Here is a 22,649-nt window from a genome sequence, read left to right on the forward strand (position 1 = left end):
TCTATTAGAGATACAAAAACCCGTTATACAATTGTGTAACGGGTTTTGTTTTTATGTAGATATAAGTCCGCTTTCGCGAAAGCGTATAAAGAACCTGTCAAAACAGTAGATAATAAAGCAATAAAAAGAGATACCGACCTGACATAATTGCATTCTCAGGAAAAGGCATTATTTTTGACATTCTATCCAAAAAAGAAACATGAGTTTTTTCAAAAAAATATTCTCAAAAGAGAAAAAAGAAACCTTAGACAAAGGACTCGAAAAATCAAAGACTAGCTTCTTTGAAAAGATGAGTAAAGCCGTTGCAGGAAAGTCTAAGGTTGATGACGATGTTCTAGATAATTTAGAAGAGGTATTGGTGACTAGTGATGTAGGTGTAAAGACAACTCTTAAAGTAATAGAACGCATCGAGGCACGAGTAGCTAAAGACAAATACCTAGGAACCGACGAGCTTAATAAAATCTTACGTGAAGAAATTGCAGGATTATTAAGTGAAACAAACACCGGAAACGCAACTGATTTTGAAGTTCCTGAAGGAACCAAGCCACATGTGATTATGGTCGTAGGTGTAAATGGTGTTGGAAAAACCACTACTATAGGGAAACTAGCCTATCAGTTTAAAAAGCAAGGAAAGAAAGTAGTTTTGGGTGCAGCAGATACCTTTAGAGCTGCTGCCATAGATCAATTACAAGTATGGGCAGATCGTGTAGATATTCCTATTGTAAAGCAGCAAATGGGAAGTGATCCAGCTTCTGTGGCTTTTGATGCTTTAGAAAGTGGAGTTAATCAAGGTGCCGATGTAATTATTATAGATACAGCAGGACGTTTACATAATAAAGTAAACCTAATGAATGAGCTTACGAAGGTAAAACGAGTGATGCAAAAAGTAGTTGGAGATGCACCCCATGATGTTTTACTAGTACTAGATGGTTCTACAGGTCAAAATGCTTTTGAGCAAGCCAAACAGTTTACAGCTGCAACTGAAGTAACATCACTTGCTGTGACTAAATTAGACGGAACAGCAAAAGGAGGTGTTGTAATTGGTATTTCAGATCAATTTCAAATTCCAGTAAAGTATATAGGTGTAGGAGAAGGAATAGAAGATTTACAAGTGTTTAACAAAATAGAGTTTGTAGACTCGTTCTTTAAATAGAACGTTAATTATAAAATATTCAGAGGCTTTACGATTTATCGTAAAGCCTTTTTTTATACCTTGAAAACAAAAAATATCATTCGCTATGAAAAAGTCTTTATTCCTGTTTTTATGTATTAGCTATTGTTTGTTTTCTTGTAAAGAATCACCAGAAGCAACACCTATTATAAAAAATGATCCTATTGTTTGGCAACCTTATAATGAAACCGAGGATTTGGCAGGGACGCAAAAATTGGAAAACCCTAGAATGCATCTTAAACTCATAAATTCTAAAGTGAGAGATAAAAATGAGATTTGGAAACCTGTTCAAGAGCAATTACAAAGTTTTTCAGTAGCACGTTATAAAGAACTCCTACCGCAGGTTTTAGAAAAGGATATCCCCACATTACAACAACGCATAAAAGACGGCGTATTTACCTATGAAGAGCTTACATTGTTTTACCTCTATCGTATTGCAAGTATAGAGAGCGATAATACTCGTGCGCTAAATGGTGTAATTACTTTAAATCCAGACGCAGTCGCAAAAGCTAGAACATACGATCAAATGGATAAAAATCAAATCGATGTGTACTCTGTTTTTGGAATGCCTATCCTTTTAAAGGATAATGTTGGTACGGCAGGTATGAACACAACGGCAGGCGCCATAGCTTTACAAAATAATCAAACAGGAAATGCTTTTATCACAGAACGACTAGAAGCAGAAAATGCCATCATATTAGGAAAAGCAAACTTAAGTGAGTGGGCGTATTTCTTGTGTGCAGGATGTCCAGTAGGGTATAGTGCTGTAGGAGGACAAACCATAAACCCTTATGGAAGGTTAGAATTTGAATCTGGAGGTTCCAGTTCAGGGAGTGGGGTTTCGGTGGCTGCAAATTATGCAGTAGCAGCTATTGGAACAGAAACGGCAGGATCTATTTTATCACCCTCTAGTCAGAATTCTGTGGTAGGATTAAAACCAACGATTGGAGCATTGAGTAGAACGGGAATTGTGCCTATCTCCAGTACTTTAGATACGCCCGGGCCTATGACTAAAAATACAATAGATAATAGTATTCTTTACCAAGCATTAATGGGGAAAGATTTAGCGGACCCAAAATCTGTAACATTGCCCGCATTTAAACCTTCAGAAGTTATAAAAGGAACGGTGCAAGAAAAACGTTTTGGTGTCGTAACCTCCTATTTAGAAAATCCGCAATACGCAACTGCTATAGAAAAAATCAAAACAAATGGCGGTGTTATTGTGGAAATAGAACCTGAACAGGTGAATCTTCCGGGCTTTCTTACGGTATTAAATATAGATATGAAAAATGATCTTCCTGTCTATTTAAAGCAACATTCAGGATCTTCGGTAACCATTAAAAATGTTGCAGATGCTGTTGCATTCAATAAAGAAGATACCTTGATACATGTTCCTTACGGACAACAATTATTTGAAGGTATTGTCGCCGATAAAACAACAGATCAAGAAAATGAAGAAATTAAAAATAACCTTGAAAAGATATCAAGGGCTTTTTTTGATGCATTTTTGGATGAGTACAAACTAGACGCCTTCTTATCTATTAATAATTATCATGCGGCCTATGCTGCCATGGCAAAATATCCGGCCCTTACCGTTCCAATGGGATATGCTGAAGACGACGAGCCCGAAGGACTTACTTTTATTGGAAAACCCTTTACAGAAATTGATTTACTAAAATTGGGTTATGGGTATGAGCAAATCTCAAAAGAGCGTAAACTTCCTGAAGGTTATGAGGAGTAATGTCTTAATTCAGTAGGGAGGTTGTATACGCTTTCAAGGAACATCGTTATGCAGAAGTTTATACTGAGCATTATCGAAGTATGAAATCGAACTTGTGAGACCTGCCTGTCGGTAGGCAGGTTCACGACTGCAAGGAGAGTGAAACGGTAAAGCATACCCTTACTCAATAACAGCATTGATTTTCTCCCAGAGTTCAGTATCAAATCCAGATGGTCCTAAAACTTCCATTCCTGCGCTATCACCCATTCGAATGACCACGAGCTTTTTGCTAGGAACCACATATAGTTTTTGATCATTTGCTCCTAGACCAGCAATAAGATCATCTGGGGCATTAGGAATAAGACTTCCAGAAAATTGGGCAGTACTACTAGGTAATCTATAACTATCTTTTCCATTAAGCCACCAAAGATATCCATAGGCGGGATTCAAACTTTGAGAAGAGGTAGTCATCTCCTGAAAATAAGAAGCCGAAATAAGTTGTGTTCCGTCCCAATTCCCTTCGTTAAGATTTAGTAATCCAAAACGAGCCATACTTCTGGCAGTACTAAAATAAATACGATTAAAACCAATATTTATCCATGCGCCATTCATACCAATACTGTTTTTGAGGCGGTTGTCAAAATAAGTGTCAAACCCTTCAGGAATGGCTTCATGTAGCACAGGTTGTAATAATGTATAAAATGCATTATGGTAATACCAGTAGTTGCTAGGAGCATTTAGATATAAAAGACATTCAGGATCTGTACACGAAGTATTTGAAACTGTATAATCACCTCCCGATGTCATAGTTAATTGATTTCTTACTGTAATGGCTTGTTCTTGTTCTGGAGACATAGCTGTCCATTCGTTTCCTAAATACGTAGAACTGGTATCATCCACAGATAATAAACCATCATCTTGCGCCATTCCAGTAACAAAACTGGTAAGTGTTTTTCCTGCTGAAAACCAAGGGTTATTATCACTTATTAAAGCACCATTATAATATTCTTCAATCACAATCTTTCCATCTTTTAAGATTATAAAGGCCTTGGTATTGTGATCTATTAAAAATGTATGAAGCGGTTCTAATTCATTAGTGTTCCAACCTATTAGTTCTGGTGCTGTTGTTTCCCAAGTGTCACTATCTATGGGAGGGAAATATAAGGTTGTATTTGAAGTGTCACCGTTAGTAGGTGTAGGCTCTTCTGTGGTCATCTCTTCAGATGTGGTGTCTGTAGGGTCATCAGAAGAAGAACAACCTAAGCATATTAAAAACACAATGAAGTACATAGCTCTCATCTAGATTATATTGATTTTGGTTGTCTTTTGGACTCTGTAAATCTCAAATCGTTTAATACTAGATTAAAAATTGCGCATTTTATTTTTTCTCTATCCTAAAGAAAGGGTGAATAGTAGAAATTTTTATTCTATCCTTTAAGGTTTGAGGAAAAAAATGAAAATACAGTATCTAAACACAATTTATTCTTCCCCAATGGACAAGTGTTAATAGTTGTATAAAAAGTATGATGTTGCCTAAGGCTGACTAACAGCTTGTTTTACTAATTTATATGTTGCTCCTATTTTTTATAACGTATCTTTGCACTCCGAATAAAACATAGGTATGAGAACGAAAACCCTCAAAAAGAATAAGATCAATGTAGTCACCCTTGGATGTTCTAAGAATGTCTATGATAGTGAAGTATTGATGGGACAACTAAAAGCCAATGGCAAAGAAGTGGCTCATGAAGAAGAAGGGAATATTGTAGTAATTAATACCTGTGGTTTTATTGATAATGCCAAAGAAGAATCTGTCAATACTATTCTAGAGTATGTAAAGCAGAAAGAGGAAGGTGATGTTGATAAAGTATTTGTGACAGGTTGTTTATCTGAGCGTTATAAACCAGATCTACAAAATGAAATTCCAGATGTAGATCAATACTTCGGTACCACAGAATTACCAGGTTTACTAAAAGCATTGGGTGCAGATTATAAGCATGAGCTTATAGGAGAGCGTATTACTACGACACCTAAAAACTATGCATATCTTAAAATAGCCGAAGGCTGTGACCGTCCATGTTCGTTTTGTGCTATTCCTTTGATGCGAGGAAAACACAAATCGAAACCTATTGAACACCTCGTAACAGAAGCTAAAAAACTGGCGGCCAATGGTGTTTCTGAATTAATTCTCATTGCACAAGATCTTACTTATTACGGATTAGATTTATATAAAAAACGAAACCTAGCTGAGTTATTAGAAGCACTCGTAAAAGTAGAAGGCATAGAATGGATTCGTTTGCACTATGCGTTTCCTACAGGATTCCCAATGGAAGTTCTAGAAGTGATGCATCGCGAGCCTAAAGTGTGTAATTATATTGATATTCCTTTACAGCATATTTCAGACCCTATTTTGAAGTCGATGCGTCGTGGTACCACTATGGTGAAGACCAATACATTGTTAGACCGCTTTCGCGAAAGCGTACCCAACATGACCATCCGTACGACCTTAATTGTAGGATACCCAGGTGAGACCGAAGAAGATTTTCAAACGCTGAAACAATGGGTGAAAGACCAACGTTTTGAACGTTTAGGATGTTTTACCTATTCTCATGAAGAAAATACACATGCTTTCAATTTGGAAGATGATGTTCCTGAGGAAGTGAAAATGGACCGAGCCAATCAAATTATGGAAATTCAGTCGCAAATCTCTTGGGAATTAAATCAACAAAAAATAGGACAAGAATTCAAAATTGTAGTTGACCGTAAAGAAGGAAATTACTTTGTGGGTCGTACAGAATTTGATAGTCCAGATGTAGATAATGAAGTACTGATAGATGCCACAAAGTATTACTTAAAAACTGGAGGCTATACCACGGTAAAAATAATAGAAGCAGAAGATTTTGACTTATATGCGGAACCTCTAGAAATATTAGAAAGACCAAAACCAATGCATGCAAAGTCTAAAAATTAAAGATTAAATATTTAATCTTTAATAAATTTTCTTATTATAATTGAATTGTTGATATTAACTTTCACAAAGTATGTGCCAGTACTTAGATTTGCAATATCAATAAAACCATTTGTAAGTGTATCTTCTTTTACTTTTTGTCCACTTATAGCAAATACTCTGTAGTCAGAATCGCTCAATAGCTGATTGTCTTTATAGATTAGTAGATGTCCCATTCCTATATTATTTTCTAAAGTAATAGAAGCGTCTAATTGATTAAAAGATTCTAGATTTAGTAGTGCAGATATGTCAAAAATTCTAGCTGCACCACCTACTGTTAATGCAAATGGTGATCCAATGATTATTGTAGATCCATCACCAGAAATAGCTGCAGAATTGAAAGCGTTATTTTCTATTATACTCTCTATAGTTGAACCTAATTGCACCCAACTATTATTTATAAAGCCATAAGCGAATAGTTCACCAGTTCTAGATGTATATGAAAGTACATTACCATTTGCTGATAATTCAATAGAAGTGCCAATATTTGCACTGTTTGATTCTCCATCTATATCCTGTCCTATTTGAATCCACTCACTATTCTGTCGTTCATAAACACGTATATGCCCAGATTGTGTTCCTCCATTATTACTATTCCACGGAGCTCCTATTGCTATTCTATTTCCGTTTTCACTAATAGAAACACTTGAGCCAGAAAGATTTCCTGAATTTTCACCTAAAATATCCCCCTCTAATTGAAACCATTGGTTGGAACTAAATATAAAAGCTCTAACAAGCCCTGTAGATTGCATATGCGCTTTAGATCCAACAGCAATAATATTTCCATTTGAAGACATGGAAACACTACTTCCAAATTCTTCTAATGGATCTGGAGTAGGTAAAAATTCTGCCAAGACCCAATCATTTCCATCATAATTATATATTTCAATATTACCACTACTTTGTCCATGAGCGAATGATATTGGAATACCAATTACAATTCTATCTCCATTGTCATTAATGTCAACTGAAAAGCCTAGTGCAGAACCTGGACCTCCATTAATAGTAGTTCCTTTTTGAATCCATTCGGATCCATTATATTCGTATACAAATACTTTTCCTGCGAATTGACCTTGACCGTTAACTTCTGCTTCAGGAGCTCCAATAATCATAGTATTTCCATCACTTGTTAAAGAGATAGAAGAGCCAAATGAAAGAGCATCTTCAGGGGGTACTATTTGATCACCCAATGGTGACCAGTTGCCATTTTCTAAAATGAAAACATTCACATAACCTAAAAATTGACCAGTATTATTATTTCCGGTTCCTCCTATTGCTATAATTTGACCGTTTCCAGATGAAGTAACAGAAGTTCCCAAAAAATCAGACGCTATTAGTTGTCCGTCTATAATTTGTCCAATTTGTACTTGGCTAAATGAAACGTGTGAGATAATAAATAATAAATAAAATAAAGATTTTTTCATTCTAAAATAATAGTTTGTAGAGTAGTAACTTTGTAAAGATACTTGTTAATATAATATAAAATGGGAAAATTCCTTTATTTACTGTTAATCATAGTTATTCTCACCTCTTGTAAAAAACAAATTGGAGAGTCTGAAGAATCTTCTGTGAAATCTTCAGAAATTGTACCTGAGTCACGACTTAAAACTATAGAAAACCCAAGCAAAGGAAAAGCACATTTACCTAGATTGGTAACTCAAAATGATGTGTTGCATATGAGTTGGGTAGAACAAGAAGACTCACTTACGATCTTAAAATATGCTTCATTTACTAATGATAAGTGGAGCGCTCCACAAACAATTACGTCTGGTTCGGATTGGTTTGTAAACTGGGCAGATTTCCCAGCATTAGCAGTAAATGGTGAAACAGTACTTACCAATATCCTTCAGAAATCAGCAAAAGGTACGTATGACTACGATGTAAGATTAAATTTGCTATCAGGCGATAAGATCGTAAAATCTAACTTCTTATTACATACAGATGGCGTTCCTGCCGAACATGGTTTTGTTTCTATGAAACCCTATGACGATGGTTTTTATGCTACATGGTTAGATGGACGTCATACAAAAAATGAAAACGAAGAGCTTAATCAAATGAGTTTACGAGCGGCTATTGTAGGGCTAGATGGAACGATAAGAGAAGATGCCGAAATAGATGCCAGAGTTTGTGATTGTTGTAATACGGCTATTGGGATTACCTATAATGGACCAGTAGTTGTGTATCGTGATCGTTCTGAAGATGCAGAAGAAATACGTGACACCTATATTGTACGTTGGGAAGATGGTGCTTGGGGACTCCCTACAGCAGTGTATCATGACCAATGGAAATTAAATGGTTGCCCTGTAAATGGACCTGCTTTAGATACGAAGGAAGAGAATGTGGTTATTACTTGGTTTACTGCTTCCAATGATACTCCTAGAGTTTTGGTCACTTTTTCAAAAGATAATGGTGCAACCTTTGGAGACCCTGTACGAGTAGATGCAGGAATGGCCATTGGGCGAGTAGATACTTCGTTTCTTAATGATGGAAGTGCCTTGGTAAGTTGGTTAGAACCCAAAGAAAAAGCTGTTGTTTTGCAAATGGTGCGTGTGTATCAAGATGGACATAAAGATGCTCCCATGACCATCACAACAACATCTGCACAACGCGCCAGTGGTTTTCCTCAGATGGAAACTATTGATGATACCGTATATGTCGCCTGGACCGATCTTCAAGGGGATGCTTCACAAATAGAGATGGTATCTTTTAAACTATAATTGCTGTTTTATACGCTTTCGCGAAAGCGAACTTGTGAGATTCACAACCAAAGGGAGAGTGTAGCGTTAAAGCGTATTTATATAGCATAGCTAAACTGAAGGAAATAATTTTTTTCTTTTATTTTGGTATTCCTTCATTATAGACAGGATTGTTTCATTAGTTTCAGATAGGTTTTTTGTATTTAGAAACACAGGCGTGCCGTAACAAAAAGAATCCTTTCGTAAACCTGACTTGTAACATTCACTAAATCTTTTATTGGTTCTTAATTGAGCGATGTATTTTTCTGGATTTGTGACATCAATAAAAATAAGGTTTTTGTGTTGCTCATCAGTTCTAATATCTTCCCATAGAATGAGACCATATGAAACCCATTCGATACTATCTAGAATTCCTTTCTGAGAGAGTAGAATATAGGGTAATTGTTCTTTTCTGTAATCAAAAAAGTAATTATATGAGTTCAGAATTGTTGCAATACTACCAACTTCCATAAGCAAAGGCAGGCTATTAAAAATCCCTATTATACAAATAATGGCTCCAAGTAGTAAGAAGGCAAGAGCTATTTTTTCTTGGCTTCTATTTTACTGGAGTCAGAATAGATCTTAACTTCTGTGATATTCATAGTAATGTTATATGGAATTTAAACTTTACTTAGGATATTTAATTTACTGAGAGTTTTGTAAATGAAAATACGATTTAAAGAATAGCTGTTGTAGTCTAAATTTATTATCGTTAACAAAGAAAACTGCATGTGTAGAAAATAACTTTGTATTGCAGTAGAAAAATACGAAACTAAACATTGTTTTCCATATAGAGAATACTATGCAAGTATCTGACTAACTAAAAATAGTTTTTTAGTTCATGCTTAAGATAAGAGAGTTTTTTGTTTTAAACAGCAAGATCGTCTTTAACGAAGTTTATTTCCTTTCCTTGCGTAGTGCCTTTAGCTAATAGTGCAAAGCCAAAAGTTAAAACACCTACACGGCCTATAAACATCAAAATAATAATGAGCACCTTACCTATAGCACTTAAGTCGCCTGTAATTCCTCTACTTAGTCCTACAGTTCCTAAGGATGAGGCAACTTCAAATAAAATATTTTCGAAAGTTGCTTGTTCTGTAAATGACATTAGAAAAGTAAATAAAAAAATGAGGCTTGTATATAATATAAACGTAGAAGTGGCAACGTATAATCGTTCAAAAGGGATTAATCTGTTTAAAAACGTTATTTTCTTCTGACCCAGAATTCGGCTTTTTAAGACAGAAATCATTGCTGTAAGTGTCGTAATTTTCATTCCTCCAGCTGTACCAGAGGGAGACGCTCCGATATACATGAGGAAAACAGTTAATAATAGGATAGGAAGTGATAGATCACTAATAGAAATCGTATTAAATCCAACAGTAGTCATTGCGGTCATCGTTTGAAAAAATGATTTCATAAGTGCATTTTTACCTGTACTATGAACTAATGGTTCTGTAAAATAGGTCACTAGAGTACCTAAAAATAATAAGACAATAAAGCCATAAATTACAATCTTAGAGGTAAAAGAAATTTTCTTTGATTTTCCAGAGATACGATACCAAATATCTGTGATTAAAATAAAACCTAGCGAGCCAGAAATAGCGAGTATGGAGATAATACAATTAATGAGAGTATCATCTTGATATCCCATAAAGCTATCGTTAAAAAGCCCAAACCCAGCTGTACAAAATGTCGAAACACTATGAAATATACTATACCATATTGCTTTGGGAGTTTCCATCCCAGAACTAGTAAATGCAATAAAAAAGCAAATAGCACCAATAATTTCCATTATTAAAGTAAATAGAATAGCGCTCTTTAAAAAGTCACTAATTTTTATAGTGTTGGGCATTGTAAATTCAGCACCTATAATCTTTTTATGCCAATGTGTAATTTTTCTAGTAGTAAATAATAAATAATAAGTAGTTAATGTCATATACCCAATACCCCCTAGTTGAATTAAAATCATGATAATGATTTGTCCTAAAATAGTATAGGAATCAGTAATGCTTATAGTAACTAATCCAGTAGTAGAAATAGCTGATGTAGATATAAATAAATTATCTATGAATGAAATGTTTGTTTTGTGAAAAAGAGGTATTGATAATAGTAAGACTCCTATCAAGATATATAAAAAAAATCCCCAAACTAAATTCATTTGAGGAGATTTACTTATTTGAAACTTTTTATATCCTCTTAAGATATTTTTTAAAACCATGACTGTAAACTCTTAAAAGTACTTTATATGATATAAAACTATTGTTTTATAATTGATTTTTCAGTTTATACTTTAAAAATAAGAATATTAAGGGTAAAGAACGTATTATTTTTAGATTCTAAATTTATTATTATTAGTAAAGAAAACAGCATTGGCAAAAAATAACTTTCCATTTTGCCAGAAAGCACGGAATAAAGGATCATCTGCCATATAGATAATACTACCACGCCCCATACGTTCTTCTCCAAAAACAAGTGATTTTGGTAATCTGTTTTTAGCGGCATCTCCTGCAAATCCAGAAACATTGGTAGGATTTTCTCCAATGTAGGCTACATTAAAACCATTATCAAGATATTTGTAAGCACTACTTCCTAGTTTTAAACTATAATAGGTGTCTCCGTATCCAAAAGCCATCGGATGTGTAGGATCTACAATAGTTTTAAAAATACTACCTGTTATGAAATTAGTAACACTCGCTTCCTCACGATCTGCATAAGGTGTTAAGTTTTCTTTTTTGTCTTCTTTCTTATCTTCCCCAGAAGAAGTATTTCGCTTTAAGCTAAAACCACTTTGTCCTGCAAAAGAATTTAAGGCATTACCCGTAGCAATTACCTTTCCTCCACTACGTACAAAGTCTTTTATACTACTCATCGTTCCGTCATTAAGAACACTGCCGTAATATCCATTAGGGATGATGATAATGTCAAACTGATCTAGATTTACACGTCCAATACGATTTGCTTCTATAGACGTAACTGGATATTCTAGATTTTGCTCAAAATAGTACCAAGTTGCTCCATAACTTAGAGATGAAGTGCCTTCTCCTTTTAATAAGGCTATTTTAGGAGGGTTGATTAATTTTATTTCTGGAGAACCAAAATCTGGTCCTTCTTTAGAAAAACTAGAAGTGGCAGGAACCAGTTTTCTTCCATGTGAAGCCGCTATTTTGTATAGATCATCTACAAAACTTTTATTCGTTTTATTATCACTCTTTGTGATAATAAGCGATCCGCGATCAAATGTCTGACCGCTATTGGTCATTGGTTTTTCGGTAAAACGAACTTTGATACCTGCTTTTAATAAGCCTGCAAGAAATTTGGCATCGTTCATACTATTCCATGTAACAATATAACCTGGAGCAATCATACGCTGTTGGTTGATCACTTTAGAAAAAGGATTGCCACTATTAGTAGTTACTTTTGTAGTACTAGCAATAGCATCAAGCCCATATGCATGTGGTAAACTCCATGCTGTAATGTCATAGGTGAGTGGTGTAGATAATTTTGCGTCTGGTTCAAATAGTACTTTTACCATTTTACCTTTAGGCTGATCTGTATGTACCACCATGGCAAGATCATAATTCATGCTTCCTTGTCCGTTGTTGGTATAGCTAAAACCACTCGCTTTTCCATTCGTTGAAAAACCATAGGTTATTTCATGACGATCTAATAAGGTTGCTAATGCCGCTAGGTTGTCTTGTGTTCCTTGTAGCACATAACTCTTATATTTTAAATTGCGATTGTCAAAAAACTTCGCGAATTCACTATTTATTTTTGAAGCTGTTTTTGAAGAAATTTCAACAGTAGAAAGCCCGGTAGTATGATGATGTGCTACACGATCAAAAAGTGTGAGTTCATACCCTTCATCCGTATTGATTCCCAATCCTGCACGACCATGACCAGCTTGTTCGTAGGTCATTCCAATAGCTCCCATATATGTTGGGTAGGTATCGCCATAGCTTGGATATAATAAATCAAAACGCTCACGAGTAAAGAATAACCATCCTTCTTGATCGAAATAACGTGCATGATTTTGTCCTATTTGTGTTTGGAAATCACGTTGCCAGTCAGATATAATTTCATGAAAAGGCTCTGCGGCAGGTGCAAAATAATACGGTTCATTAATTCCTTGCTCATGAAAATCAACATGTACGTGTGGTAACCATTTGTTATATACTTTTAAACGTGCTCTAGACTCTACCTGTGTAGCCCATGCCCAATCACGATTTAAATCAAATAAGTAATGATTAGGTCGACCTCCTGGCCAAGGCTCATTATGTTCTGAAGCTACTTGCGAAGGATCATATGGTGTTGAGGCTACTTGGTTGAACCAATTTGCATAACGATCACGTCCGTCAGGATTAATACACGGATCAATAATAACAACGGTATTCTCTAACCAAGCTTTTTTAGTGGTAATAAGTTCATATAAGGTAACCATAGACGCTTCTGTACTAGAGGCTTCATTTCCATGTACATTATAAGATAGCCAAACAATTGCTTTATCTGCAGTAGTGGAAGAAGTGCCTATTCCTGCCTGTGCAAGATTGGCTGTTCTGATATTTTCAATATTCCCATGATTTGCTTTTGAAGTAACAACCGCGTAAGTAAGTGGACGCCTTTCATTTGTTCTACCATATTCTTGGTACGTTACAAGATCACTGTTTTGAGCTACATGTTCAAAATAACGAACTACATCTGAATGTCTAGAAAATTGAGAGCCGATCTCGTATCCTAAAAATTCTGATGGAGATTGGACTTGTGCTTGAAGTATTCCTGTAAGTAAGAATAGGAATAATGAAAAATGACGCATAAAGGTTTCTTTAAGATAAAGCCTTAAATATACCTATTATCGTAAAATAAAATTGAGGTTTTTAGACAATTTTAGGTTTTGGAAGTAACCTTAAAATATGCCTTACACATAATTATAAATGAACTAAAGAAAATTAAATAACTACGGTATCTTCTTATCGTAGACTAACAGCCGATTCTTCAGAAGTAGCTATTGTTGAAGAAGGCGCTAGTACTGGAGCCTTTGTATCTGTAACAGCAAGTCCAGTATCAGGAGCAACGATAGATGTATCGTATACCTCCCATTGTTTTCCATTCCAAAAATAATATCCAGATTTTAATTGCTTGCTTGTAGTCTTATTAAAAACAAGCATACTAGGAATACGTGCATCCTTTTGAACAACAGCAGGTGCATCTGTAATATTCTTTATACTTACATTAGGAATATATACGCCTTGATAGGCTGCAGTTACTTTATAATTTTCAGATGAATTTGGTGCAGAAGGAGCGAGTGCTACTTGACTATATGTAGTTCCTGTAATAAGAAATACTAGAGCGATTAAAGTATGTTGTAAATGTTGCATTTTTATAATGATTTGGGATTGCTAAACTAGCATGTAAAAGTCCACAATCATAGAATAAATCCAACTTTTAGATGAAAAAACCAGTTTTCTCGATGTATGACATAGGGGGGTGTTTTTCATAGAATGAATTGTAATTTTCATCGATATATTCAGACAGAGCATATTATGTAATCACCACCAAAAGACCTATTTTTGGAAGGAAATTGTTAGCCAAAATGCAAAAAGACACCATTACGCATCCTGAAACAGGATATTTCTCAAAGCTTATTTGTGATTATCTAGATCAACACAACCAAGTAATTCCTTTTTATAACAGATTTCCTTCATTAGAAAATTTTGAACCGCAAATTGAAGAGAAAAAAGAATGGTTTACACAAGCATCTAGAGATGTACTTGTTTCTTCCTTAGAACAACAATACAGCCAATTTTCTGTTTCTGATGCCACACAATTGCATTTAGAAAAACTCTCAGCAACAACTACATTTACTATTACAACAGGTCACCAATTAAATCTCTTTACAGGACCGTTGTATTTTTTATATAAGATTATTCACACAATTACGCTTTCGCGAAAGCTAAAACAGCAACATCCCCAATATGATTTTGTACCTGTTTACTGGATGGCAACCGAAGATCATGATTTTGACGAAATTAATTACTTCCGATTTAAAGGATCGAAAATTCAATGGAATCGAGAAGATGGTGGCGCTGTAGGTGAATTATCAACAGAAGGACTCGATGCCGTTTTAGAATTATTTTCAACAGCTTTAGGGAGTTCGAAAAATGCACAGTATTTAGCCTCTCTTTTTGAAGAAGCGTATTTAAAACATACAAATCTTGCAGATGCCACACGATATCTTGCTAATGAACTTTTTGGAGAATATGGCCTTGTGATTGTAGATGGGAATGATATAGGGTTAAAGAGCATATTTGCTCCATATGTAGAGCGAGAACTATTTGAAGAAGTTGCTCATAAAGAAGTGACAAAACAGACTAAAGGCTTAACAGCTTTAGGATATCCAGAACAAGTACACCCTAGAGAAATAAATCTTTTTTATATCATTAAAGGAATACGTGAGCGTATTATTAGAGATGGAAATGATTTTGTCATTAATACTACAGACATTCGTTTTACCGAAACTGAAATTCGTTCTGAATTGAAAACACATCCAGAACGCTTTTCGCCAAATGCATTACTGCGTCCCTTATTTCAGGAAGTTATTTTACCAAATCTTACGTACATTGGAGGTGGAGGAGAATTAGCATATTGGTTTCAATTAAAATCCTGTTTTGAAACGATGCGAGTGCCTTTTCCAATGTTGCTTCTTAGAAATTCTGCATTGATCAGAACTGAAAAACATAAGAAAAAAACCGAAGCTTTAGATATTACAATTCCTCAATTGTTTTTAAAGCAAAATGAGTTAGTAAATCAAAAAATACGAGCAATTTCTAATATAGATATTGATTTTTCTGAACAACGTACATTTTTGAAAGAACAGTTTAAAAGTATGCATACACTTGCTGCCGAGACAGATGCTTCTTTTATAGGAGCTGTACAAGCGCAGGAAGTAAAACAATTAAAAGGATTAGATCATTTAGAACAGCGATTGTTAAAAGCTCAAAAACGTAAATTGAGAGATCACGTACAACGTGTCGTCGATGTGCAAAATGCTATTTTCCCATTGCACAGTTTACAAGAGCGTAATACGAATTTTGCTGAGTTTTATTTAGAATTTGGTGACGATTTAATACCTGCTTTATTAGAATACTTGGATCCTACAGAAGGAAAGTTTACGATCGTTACTTTATAAGATAGTTTCAAATTGTAAATGGTATAAACATCCAATAAAGTATCTGCTACCGTATAGCATAGTATATAAGGACTTAAGATAATAAGAGGTTTTGAATTTCTTATTCATTTAAGTATATTTAACTAAAAACTAAGCTATTGCTATGAAACGTTGTTACGCATTATTATTGCTATTTTTTCCTATAGTTGTTTTTTCTCAAGAATTAAGTAATCATATCCATGTAGATCAATTTGGCTACACTCCTGAAGCTATTAAAGTAGGTGTGTTAAGTGATCCGCAAATAGGATATAATAGTGCTATGTCTTATACTGCGCCGACTACTATAGAAGTGCGTGATGCTGTGACAGATGCTACAGTACTTTCTATAAATCCTGTATTATGGAATAATGGGAATACCCATGCTCAATCTGGTGATCGAGGTTGGTGGGTGGACTTTTCATTACTTACAGAAGAAGGGTCTTACTATTTATACGATGCAACTATTAATGAGCGATCGGCTGTATTTACTATTGGAGTTGGAGTATATGATGATGTTATGAAGTCCGCAGGGCGTATGTTTTATTACAATCGCTGTAATGCACCTAAATCAGAGCCTTATGCACAGGGATGGACAGATGGTGATAACTTTCTTCAGGATACGCAAACACGTTATATTTATGATCAAGGGAATGTAGCGTTAGAAAAAGAATTGTCAGGGGGATGGTTTGATGCAGGTGATTATAATAAGTATGTCACATTTGCTAGTGATGCCGTACATGATTTATTGGCTGCTTATGAAGAAAATCCACAAGCTTTTTCTGACGATTGGAATATTCCTGAATCTGGAAATGGGATTCCCGATGTACTTGATGAAGTAAAATGGGAATTAGACTGGTTGCTTAAAATGAATCAAGAAGATGGGAGTACTATTATAAAAATGGGAAGTCGGAATTTTGAAGAGAATATTGAATCTCCTCCAAGTTTAAATGTAGATACACGTTATTATGGACCTACGTGTACTTCAGCTTCTATTGCTGTAGCTGGTATGTTTGCACATGCTTCCAAAGTGTTTTCTGGAGTTGCTGGGTATGATGATTTTGCTACATTATTACAAGAACGTTCTATCGCTTCCTATGCATATGCACAACCCTTCGTTGAAAACGGCACGTTGGAAACCAATTGTGACGACGGAAGTATTATAGCAGGAGATGCCGATAGAGATGTAGAAGCGCAAGAAGAAGAGTTTGTCGTAGCTTCGGCATATCTTTTTGACCTTACGGGAAATACGTTATATAGCGACTATGTTGTGAGTAAAGTGCCAGATTTACAAACGGTGAACTCTCCTTTTTGGGGACCTTATAAAATACAAGTGCATGATGCATTGCTTCTATATGCAAATACTGCTGGAGCAGATACTGCAACGATAACAACTATTTTAGATTCGTTTTCATCTGATGCTCAAAATAATTTTAATGGGTATTATGGAATGTCTGATGAAGATTTATATAGAGCATTTCAACCTGATTTTTCATATCACTGGGGCTCTAATAATCCTAAAGCTAGTTATGCGACTGTAAATAAACTTGTGATAGATAGCAATATTAACCCATCACAAAATGAGAGTTATAGAGGGTATATAGAGGAGGTAATTCACTACTTCCATGGCGTAAACCCTCAAGGGATGGTATACCTTTCAAATATGTATGATTTCGGGGCTGAGCGTAGCGTTAATGAGATTTATCATAGTTGGTTTTATGACGGGACAGATTATGATAATGCAGTAACAAGTCCTATAGGTCCAGCACCTGGTTTTGTGACGGGAGGTCCTAACGATTCATTTAGTGTGACTACCTTAACACCTCCAGCAGGGCAGCCAGCACAAAAGAGTTATTTAGATTTTAATGATGGATATCCCAATAGCTCTTGGGAGATTTCAGAACCTGCTATTTATTACCAAGCAGCCTATATTAGAATGTTAGCTAATAGCGTACAAGTAGATGATGTACTTGCTACAGAAACCAATGAACTCAAACCTTTAGAGGTTAGTATTTATCCGAATCCAACTACAAATACATTTCGAATAGAGGGAGTAGCGCAAAATAGTCAATTAGAAATCTATTCGGTGTTAGGGCAATTTATGAGTTCTGAAAGGATTACAGAAAATAGTATCATAGATGTTTCTAATTTTTCTAAAGGAATCTATTTTGTGAAATTACGTCAAGACAATACTATAAGTACTCAAAAACTGATTGTAAACTAAAGTTGTAACTGTCGTATGCCTTCATATACAACAATACCTACTGCGTTTGCAAGATTTAAACTACGTATATGCTCACTATATAATGGGATCTTATAAAGTGAATCTGAATATTTTGAAGTAATTTCTTTAGGCAGCCCTTTCGATTCTTTTCCGAAAACTAAAAAGAGATTTTCTTCAAAAGGAATGTCATAGTGAAACTTTGCGCCATGACTAGACAGAAAGGTAAATTTCGCCTCTGCATGTTTTTCGAAAAAGTCGTCTATACTATCGTAATAGGTAACTGATAAATGTTGCCAGTAATCCAGTCCAGCACGTTTAAGACGCGTATCTGTAATTTCAAACCCTAGTGGTTTTACTAGATGTAGACGACATCCAGAACCCAATGCAAGCCTGCCAATATTTCCGGTATTATTAGGAATTTCTGGGTGGATGAGTACGATGTTGAGCATTAGTAGTTATTTGAGGTTTTCAAAGTAATGCAAATTTTCATTTCCCCAACCCTAAAGGGAGTGAAAATTTCTAACTAAATCAAGATGAAGGAAAAGTCTACCCTTTAGGGTCGGGGAAAGACTTTTTCGATTTCAGGGTGTATAAGGATAATGTTGAGCATACTTTTTTGTCAGTTTAAACTTTTAATGATGTAAGGTAAAAATACTAGGTTTTTAGTAAAAACAATTGTTTTATAAATTCAGGAGATAGCTAACATTGGTTAATTCCATCCTTCTAAAGCACTTACAATAGACTTAAATATTTCTCTTGGTGGAATATCTAACCACTTAGATTTTATAAAAGTATTAGTAGTTGTAATTTCATTGTTGCTTTTTAATAACTTAAAAACAGTTGTATTATTAAGCTCATAGTCTCTCGGATCGTTAATTATTTTGAGATTATTCCCAAAATAAGTTATTTCTGCTTTTTCTTTGATTTGGCTCGTGTCGACGTTAGAATTAATATGTAATGCTTCTATTTGATTCTCATTTATTTCAATTGTTTTTTTAAAAACCGGTCTAAGTATCAGAAGAAAAATAGAGATCAATAACATAACTCCACTAGCAAACAAAAAAATAACAAAAATACCTTCCATAAAGTCACTATCTGTAAACCATAACGATATAAAAGTGATAATCATGAATATACAGAAAATCAACATTGAAATATTTAAATACCTTGTTGCTTTTTTAAAATTATTTGTAACAATATTAATTTTCATAATATGAGTTTAATGCATCGTAAGCTGTCAAATTTGTATAATTATTTTTTTTGGAGTTTGAGTTCAGCTTTTTCTTCTTTTGCCAAATTTTCATTTCCCTTACCCTAAAGGGAGCGAAAATTTCTAACTAAATCAAGATTAATGAAAAGTCCACCCCTTTAGGATCGGGGAAAGACTTTGTCACTTTTAAACAATTAATCAAGTCAATAAATTCCCATGTTCATCCCATTCTGCAATGTCTCCACGTTTGCTTTGATCGATGCATTTGGCAATCCATTCAGGATCATAGGCAACACCATGCTGATCGAGTACATCTTGCGGAACCCCATCCCATACATTAGGTTGATTTCCTTTGTAACCTAAGTCTTTGATTCCCCATTCAGAAGTGTAGTAACCTGTCATGGTAAGATTACGCATCAAACTAAACCATTGGATTTCAAAAGGACGTTTTCTAGACGGAACCTCAGGATCGTAAAAAGCAATGGGATCTAAGATTTGCTTTTGTTGCGAAAGCTCTAGGGATTTGAACTCTTTATTAAATAACTCAAGCGATTGGTTGTCAAGCCACAATAAACCACCCAATAAGGTATTTTGCATTCTTGGCATGTCTTTGCCAATAAATTCTATAAATTCAGGAACACCAGCTTCTAATGGGCCTCCTACTTCAGGTTTTGGAGGTAAAATCACTTCGCTTAATACAGCAATAGTTTCTAGTTCATGCTCATTAAAAAGTTGTTCGGCATTCAGTTTTTCTATGCGTTCTAATTCTTCTGGAGTTCGTCCAAAAAAACCATCGGCGCTTTCAATAATTTGTTCTTCTAATGCAGGTTCTCCTTCACCTACACAGCTGTGTAAGCCAAGGCTTATGGCACCTGCGCCTAGTAACATGGTTTGTATACTTTGTCTTCTGTCCATAACCAACAGTTATTTTTTTATTATATAAATTTCTACTCTCTGATTTTTTGAATCATTTTTTAAGGAGCTAACAGGTTGAGTATCTCTATTATCATTTATTTCAATATTTCCTATTTTGAATCCTAATTCTTCCATCAAAGTTGCTATTTTTTCTGCTCGTTTTAATGATAGTTTACTATCTCTTAGTAATTCATTTGTATTACAATGACTACTTAACTCTATAGAGTGAATGTTATTTTCTAGGAGTATGTTAGTAAAAAATCTTAATGAATCTTTATGAGGGTATTCAATAGAATACGTCTCAAAATAAAATACAGGTAATCGTGTCTCATTATTAATACGGTTTGAAATTTCTAATTCTTTTCCTGTTTCTTTGCTCGTTACTTTAATTGTATTTTGAGAAATTACTTGATGCCCTATTAATAAGTAAGTAAAGAATAATAAAGTACTAATTCTATTTTTCACTACTTATATATTCTGTTGTTTCAACTGCTCAATAATATAGTCTGATGCTCTCCAAGAGAGTGCCAGTATGGTCCATGTACAGTTTTTATCTGCTTGGGAAACAAAAGGCCCGGCATCTACAATAAATACATTGTCTACATCGTGCAGTTGATTAAACTTATTAGTCACTGATGTTTTAGGATCGTTCCCCATACGCGTAGTTCCTACTTCGTGTATGATTTCACCGGGTTTATTTAAACCATTGTCAGGTCCTCCGGGTCTATCACCTAATACTTGCCCGCCCATATTATGGATAATTTCTTCAAACGTGCTTTGCATATGGGTTGCTTGTTTTCGTTCTAAATCACTCCATTTGTAATTAAATTTGAGTACTGGAATTCCAAATTGATCCACGGTGGTTTCATCAATTTCACAGTAATTATCTTTACGGGCAACTCCTTCACCACGGCCAGCCATTCCGACGACAGCCCCATAATATTTCTTCACATCATCTCGTAAGACATCGCCATATCCACCTACTTTAGTTCCAAAGAATTTATTGAATTCATTAGCATTAAATCCGAAGCCATAACTAGGCATTCCCATACCTCCCCAAACTTCAATGTGATATCCTCTTGGGAAATCTAGTTGAGAGTTGTCACCCCACCAAGGTGAGTAGACATGTAGTCCACCCACACCATCTTCATTGTAAGAAGGTTTTCTATTCATTAACTGAGGAATAAAACCTGAGCGACTAGACCCTGTAGAATCATGTAAATATTTACCCACCACATCAGAACTATTTCCTAAACCGTTAGGATGCTGAGGGCTTTTACTATTTAATAAGATACGAGCAGAGCTACATGCAGAAGCAGCGAGTACAACCACGCGTGCTTTTAATTTATATTCTCTACGATCATTCTTACTAATGTACGATACCCCTGTTGCTTTTCCCTCTTCATTTGTTGTCACTTCACGTACGACACAGTTGGTATATAAGCGCACTTTTCCGCCACTTTTTTGAGCTGGAAAAATCAGGCAACTTCCTGAAGAAAAATCGGCATACACAGAACAAGATCGCGCACATTGCCCGCAGTAAAAGCAAACCCCACGATCATTATTTATTCGTTTGGTAAGCATAGACATTCTACTTGGAATCACAGGAATTCCTGATTTTCTAGCGCCTTGTATATAAAAAAGTTCGTGTAATCTTGGTTTAGGAGGTGGTAAGAAAAAACCATCAGGATCATTTTCTAGTCCTTCGTTGGTGCCAAAAACACCAATGAGTTTATCTACTTTATCATAATAGGGTTTTACATCTTCATATCCTATAGGCCAATCTTCTCCATATCCATCACGTGTTTTTCCTTTAAAATCTTTAGGGCCAAAACGCAGAGAGATACGTCCCCAATGATTGGTACGTCCTCCCAGCATATGCGATCGAAACCAACGGAACTCCGTTCCGGGTTCATGCGTATACGGTTCTCCTTCTATCTCCCAGCCGCCATATGCCATATCAAATTCTCCAAAAGGGCGATCTGTTCCCGCACCTCTTCTAGGCGATTGATGAGGCCATTTCATTTGTGTCATTGTTTTGGGGTCGGCGGGATCAAAAAAGGGACCTGCTTCTACAACAGCAACATTAAAACCTGCGTCTGCTAATTGTTTGGTGGCCATACCGCCACCAGCACCAGAACCTACAATGATTACATCATAAATTTCGGAAGATTCTTTTATTTGCATAGGATTGAAATAGTTTCCCCTAAAATACTAAAAAAAGAGTCAATTTGAATTCGCTTTTTTTCCGCTTTCGCGAAAATGTATACTGTTAGTAATGAGTTTATGAGTTTATGAGTTTATGAGTTCAGGAGTTCAGGAGTTTAGGAGTTTAGGAGTTTAGGAGTTGAGGAGTTGAGGAGTTGAGGAGTTGAGGAATTGAGGAATTGAGGAGTTGAGGAGTTGAGGAGTTGAGGAGTTGAGGAGTTGAGGAGTTGAGGAGTTGAGGAGTTGAGGAGTTGAGGAGTTGAG

17 protein-coding genes are annotated in these 22,649 nt (G+C 35.3%); 6 read left to right on the forward strand and 11 right to left on the reverse strand.

The window, feature by feature from the left end; genetic code table 11:
* Positions 1 to 199: 199 nt before the first annotated feature.
* Complete coding sequence (ftsY, locus tag Q1A01_RS18815) at positions 200 to 1,153, forward strand: signal recognition particle-docking protein FtsY (RefSeq protein ID WP_299683916.1); 954 nt, start codon at positions 200 to 202, stop codon at positions 1,151 to 1,153.
* A gap of 85 nt (positions 1,154 to 1,238) precedes the next feature.
* The gene (locus Q1A01_RS18820; protein ID WP_299683918.1) at positions 1,239 to 2,912 is read left to right on the forward strand and encodes an amidase family protein; all 1,674 of its coding nucleotides are present in this window, start codon (positions 1,239 to 1,241) and stop codon (positions 2,910 to 2,912) included.
* 159 nt (positions 2,913 to 3,071) lie between these two features.
* Here Q1A01_RS18820 and Q1A01_RS18825 read toward each other — a convergent pair whose 3' ends face one another.
* Positions 3,072 to 4,190, reverse strand: a complete 1,119-nt coding sequence (locus tag Q1A01_RS18825) for a serine hydrolase domain-containing protein (protein ID WP_299683920.1) — start codon at positions 4,188 to 4,190, stop codon at positions 3,072 to 3,074.
* A 322-nt stretch (positions 4,191 to 4,512) separates the two neighbouring features.
* Between Q1A01_RS18825 and rimO the strand changes: the two genes are divergently transcribed.
* Entirely contained in the window at positions 4,513 to 5,859 is a 1,347-nt protein-coding gene (gene rimO / locus Q1A01_RS18830; protein ID WP_299683922.1) for a 30S ribosomal protein S12 methylthiotransferase RimO, read from the forward strand.
* An 11-nt stretch (positions 5,860 to 5,870) separates the two neighbouring features.
* On the opposite strand, the gene Q1A01_RS18835 is transcribed toward rimO, so the two are convergent.
* Complete coding sequence (locus Q1A01_RS18835) at positions 5,871 to 7,319, reverse strand: T9SS type A sorting domain-containing protein (protein WP_299683924.1); 1,449 nt, start codon at positions 7,317 to 7,319, stop codon at positions 5,871 to 5,873.
* A gap of 60 nt (positions 7,320 to 7,379) precedes the next feature.
* On the opposite strand from Q1A01_RS18835, the gene Q1A01_RS18840 reads away from it, so the two are divergent.
* A complete protein-coding gene (locus Q1A01_RS18840) occupies positions 7,380 to 8,612 on the forward strand; it encodes a sialidase (protein WP_299683926.1) in 1,233 nt (410 codons plus the stop codon).
* Between the two features lie 90 nt (positions 8,613 to 8,702).
* Here the strand turns inward: Q1A01_RS18840 and Q1A01_RS18845 are convergent, their stop codons facing one another.
* From Q1A01_RS18845 to Q1A01_RS18860, 4 genes are all read right to left on the reverse strand, one after another.
* Positions 8,703 to 9,173 (reverse strand): STM3941 family protein, encoded by a 471-nt coding sequence (locus Q1A01_RS18845; protein WP_299683950.1) that lies wholly within the window; start codon positions 9,171 to 9,173, stop codon positions 8,703 to 8,705.
* 325 nt (positions 9,174 to 9,498) lie between these two features.
* Positions 9,499 to 10,788: a potassium transporter TrkG gene (locus Q1A01_RS18850; protein ID WP_299683928.1), complete on the reverse strand. Its 1,290-nt coding sequence runs from the start codon at positions 10,786 to 10,788 to the stop codon at positions 9,499 to 9,501.
* A gap of 171 nt (positions 10,789 to 10,959) precedes the next feature.
* Positions 10,960 to 13,440, reverse strand: coding sequence for a M14 family metallopeptidase (locus Q1A01_RS18855; RefSeq protein ID WP_299683930.1), 2,481 nt, complete (start codon positions 13,438 to 13,440; stop codon positions 10,960 to 10,962).
* Between the two features lie 154 nt (positions 13,441 to 13,594).
* Positions 13,595 to 14,002 carry a hypothetical protein gene (locus Q1A01_RS18860; protein WP_299683932.1) on the reverse strand — a complete coding sequence of 136 codons (408 nt, stop codon included), beginning with the start codon at positions 14,000 to 14,002 and terminating at the stop codon, positions 13,595 to 13,597.
* Between the two features lie 215 nt (positions 14,003 to 14,217).
* Here Q1A01_RS18860 and bshC point away from each other — a divergent pair, with 215 nt between their 5' ends.
* Positions 14,218 to 15,813 carry a bacillithiol biosynthesis cysteine-adding enzyme BshC gene (gene bshC / locus Q1A01_RS18865; RefSeq protein WP_299683934.1) on the forward strand — a complete coding sequence of 532 codons (1,596 nt, stop codon included), beginning with the start codon at positions 14,218 to 14,220 and terminating at the stop codon, positions 15,811 to 15,813.
* Between the two features lie 142 nt (positions 15,814 to 15,955).
* The gene (locus Q1A01_RS18870) at positions 15,956 to 18,052 is read left to right on the forward strand and encodes a glycoside hydrolase family 9 protein (RefSeq protein ID WP_299683936.1); all 2,097 of its coding nucleotides are present in this window, start codon (positions 15,956 to 15,958) and stop codon (positions 18,050 to 18,052) included.
* Here Q1A01_RS18870 and Q1A01_RS18875 read toward each other — a convergent pair.
* The 5 genes from Q1A01_RS18875 to Q1A01_RS18895 all read right to left on the reverse strand — a co-directional run bounded on the left by Q1A01_RS18875 (position 18,049) and on the right by Q1A01_RS18895 (position 22,364).
* The gene (locus tag Q1A01_RS18875; RefSeq protein WP_299683938.1) at positions 18,049 to 18,501 is read right to left on the reverse strand and encodes a tRNA (cytidine(34)-2'-O)-methyltransferase; all 453 of its coding nucleotides are present in this window, start codon (positions 18,499 to 18,501) and stop codon (positions 18,049 to 18,051) included. The genes Q1A01_RS18870 and Q1A01_RS18875 overlap by 4 nt on opposite strands.
* Before the next feature lie 260 nt (positions 18,502 to 18,761).
* Positions 18,762 to 19,262, reverse strand: a complete 501-nt coding sequence (locus tag Q1A01_RS18880; RefSeq protein ID WP_299683940.1) for a hypothetical protein — start codon at positions 19,260 to 19,262, stop codon at positions 18,762 to 18,764.
* A gap of 198 nt (positions 19,263 to 19,460) precedes the next feature.
* Entirely contained in the window at positions 19,461 to 20,177 is a 717-nt protein-coding gene (locus Q1A01_RS18885) for a gluconate 2-dehydrogenase subunit 3 family protein (RefSeq protein WP_299683942.1), read from the reverse strand.
* A 9-nt stretch (positions 20,178 to 20,186) separates the two neighbouring features.
* Positions 20,187 to 20,642: an OmpA family protein gene (locus Q1A01_RS18890; RefSeq protein ID WP_299683944.1), complete on the reverse strand. Its 456-nt coding sequence runs from the start codon at positions 20,640 to 20,642 to the stop codon at positions 20,187 to 20,189.
* Between the two features lie 3 nt (positions 20,643 to 20,645).
* Positions 20,646 to 22,364, reverse strand: a complete 1,719-nt coding sequence (locus Q1A01_RS18895; protein WP_299683946.1) for a GMC family oxidoreductase — start codon at positions 22,362 to 22,364, stop codon at positions 20,646 to 20,648.
* Positions 22,365 to 22,649 lie beyond the last annotated feature (285 nt).

The organism is uncultured Dokdonia sp., assembly GCF_947492815.1.
Taxonomy (GTDB): Bacteria; Bacteroidota; Bacteroidia; order Flavobacteriales; family Flavobacteriaceae; genus Dokdonia.

Bases quoted from the DNA above. Each gene is read 5' to 3' on its own strand.
- Q1A01_RS18875 (WP_299683938.1), bottom strand. From the start codon at position 18,501: ATGCTCAACATCGTACTCATCCACCCAGAAATTCCTAATAATACCGGA.
- Q1A01_RS18860 (WP_299683932.1), bottom strand. From the start codon at position 14,002: ATGCAACATTTACAACATACTTTAATCGCTCTAGTATTTCTTATTACA.
- Q1A01_RS18870 (WP_299683936.1), top strand. From the start codon at position 15,956: ATGAAACGTTGTTACGCATTATTATTGCTATTTTTTCCTATAGTTGTT.
- rimO (WP_299683922.1), top strand. From the start codon at position 4,513: ATGAGAACGAAAACCCTCAAAAAGAATAAGATCAATGTAGTCACCCTT.
- Q1A01_RS18820 (WP_299683918.1), top strand. From the start codon at position 1,239: ATGAAAAAGTCTTTATTCCTGTTTTTATGTATTAGCTATTGTTTGTTT.
- Q1A01_RS18885 (WP_299683942.1), bottom strand. From the start codon at position 20,177: ATGGACAGAAGACAAAGTATACAAACCATGTTACTAGGCGCAGGTGCC.
- ftsY (WP_299683916.1), top strand. From the start codon at position 200: ATGAGTTTTTTCAAAAAAATATTCTCAAAAGAGAAAAAAGAAACCTTA.
- Q1A01_RS18840 (WP_299683926.1), top strand. From the start codon at position 7,380: ATGGGAAAATTCCTTTATTTACTGTTAATCATAGTTATTCTCACCTCT.
- Q1A01_RS18850 (WP_299683928.1), bottom strand. From the start codon at position 10,788: ATGAATTTAGTTTGGGGATTTTTTTTATATATCTTGATAGGAGTCTTA.
- Q1A01_RS18895 (WP_299683946.1), bottom strand. From the start codon at position 22,364: ATGCAAATAAAAGAATCTTCCGAAATTTATGATGTAATCATTGTAGGT.
- Q1A01_RS18835 (WP_299683924.1), bottom strand. From the start codon at position 7,319: ATGAAAAAATCTTTATTTTATTTATTATTTATTATCTCACACGTTTCA.
- Q1A01_RS18855 (WP_299683930.1), bottom strand. From the start codon at position 13,440: ATGCGTCATTTTTCATTATTCCTATTCTTACTTACAGGAATACTTCAA.
- Q1A01_RS18880 (WP_299683940.1), bottom strand. From the start codon at position 19,262: ATGAAAATTAATATTGTTACAAATAATTTTAAAAAAGCAACAAGGTAT.
- bshC (WP_299683934.1), top strand. From the start codon at position 14,218: ATGCAAAAAGACACCATTACGCATCCTGAAACAGGATATTTCTCAAAG.
- Q1A01_RS18825 (WP_299683920.1), bottom strand. From the start codon at position 4,190: ATGAGAGCTATGTACTTCATTGTGTTTTTAATATGCTTAGGTTGTTCT.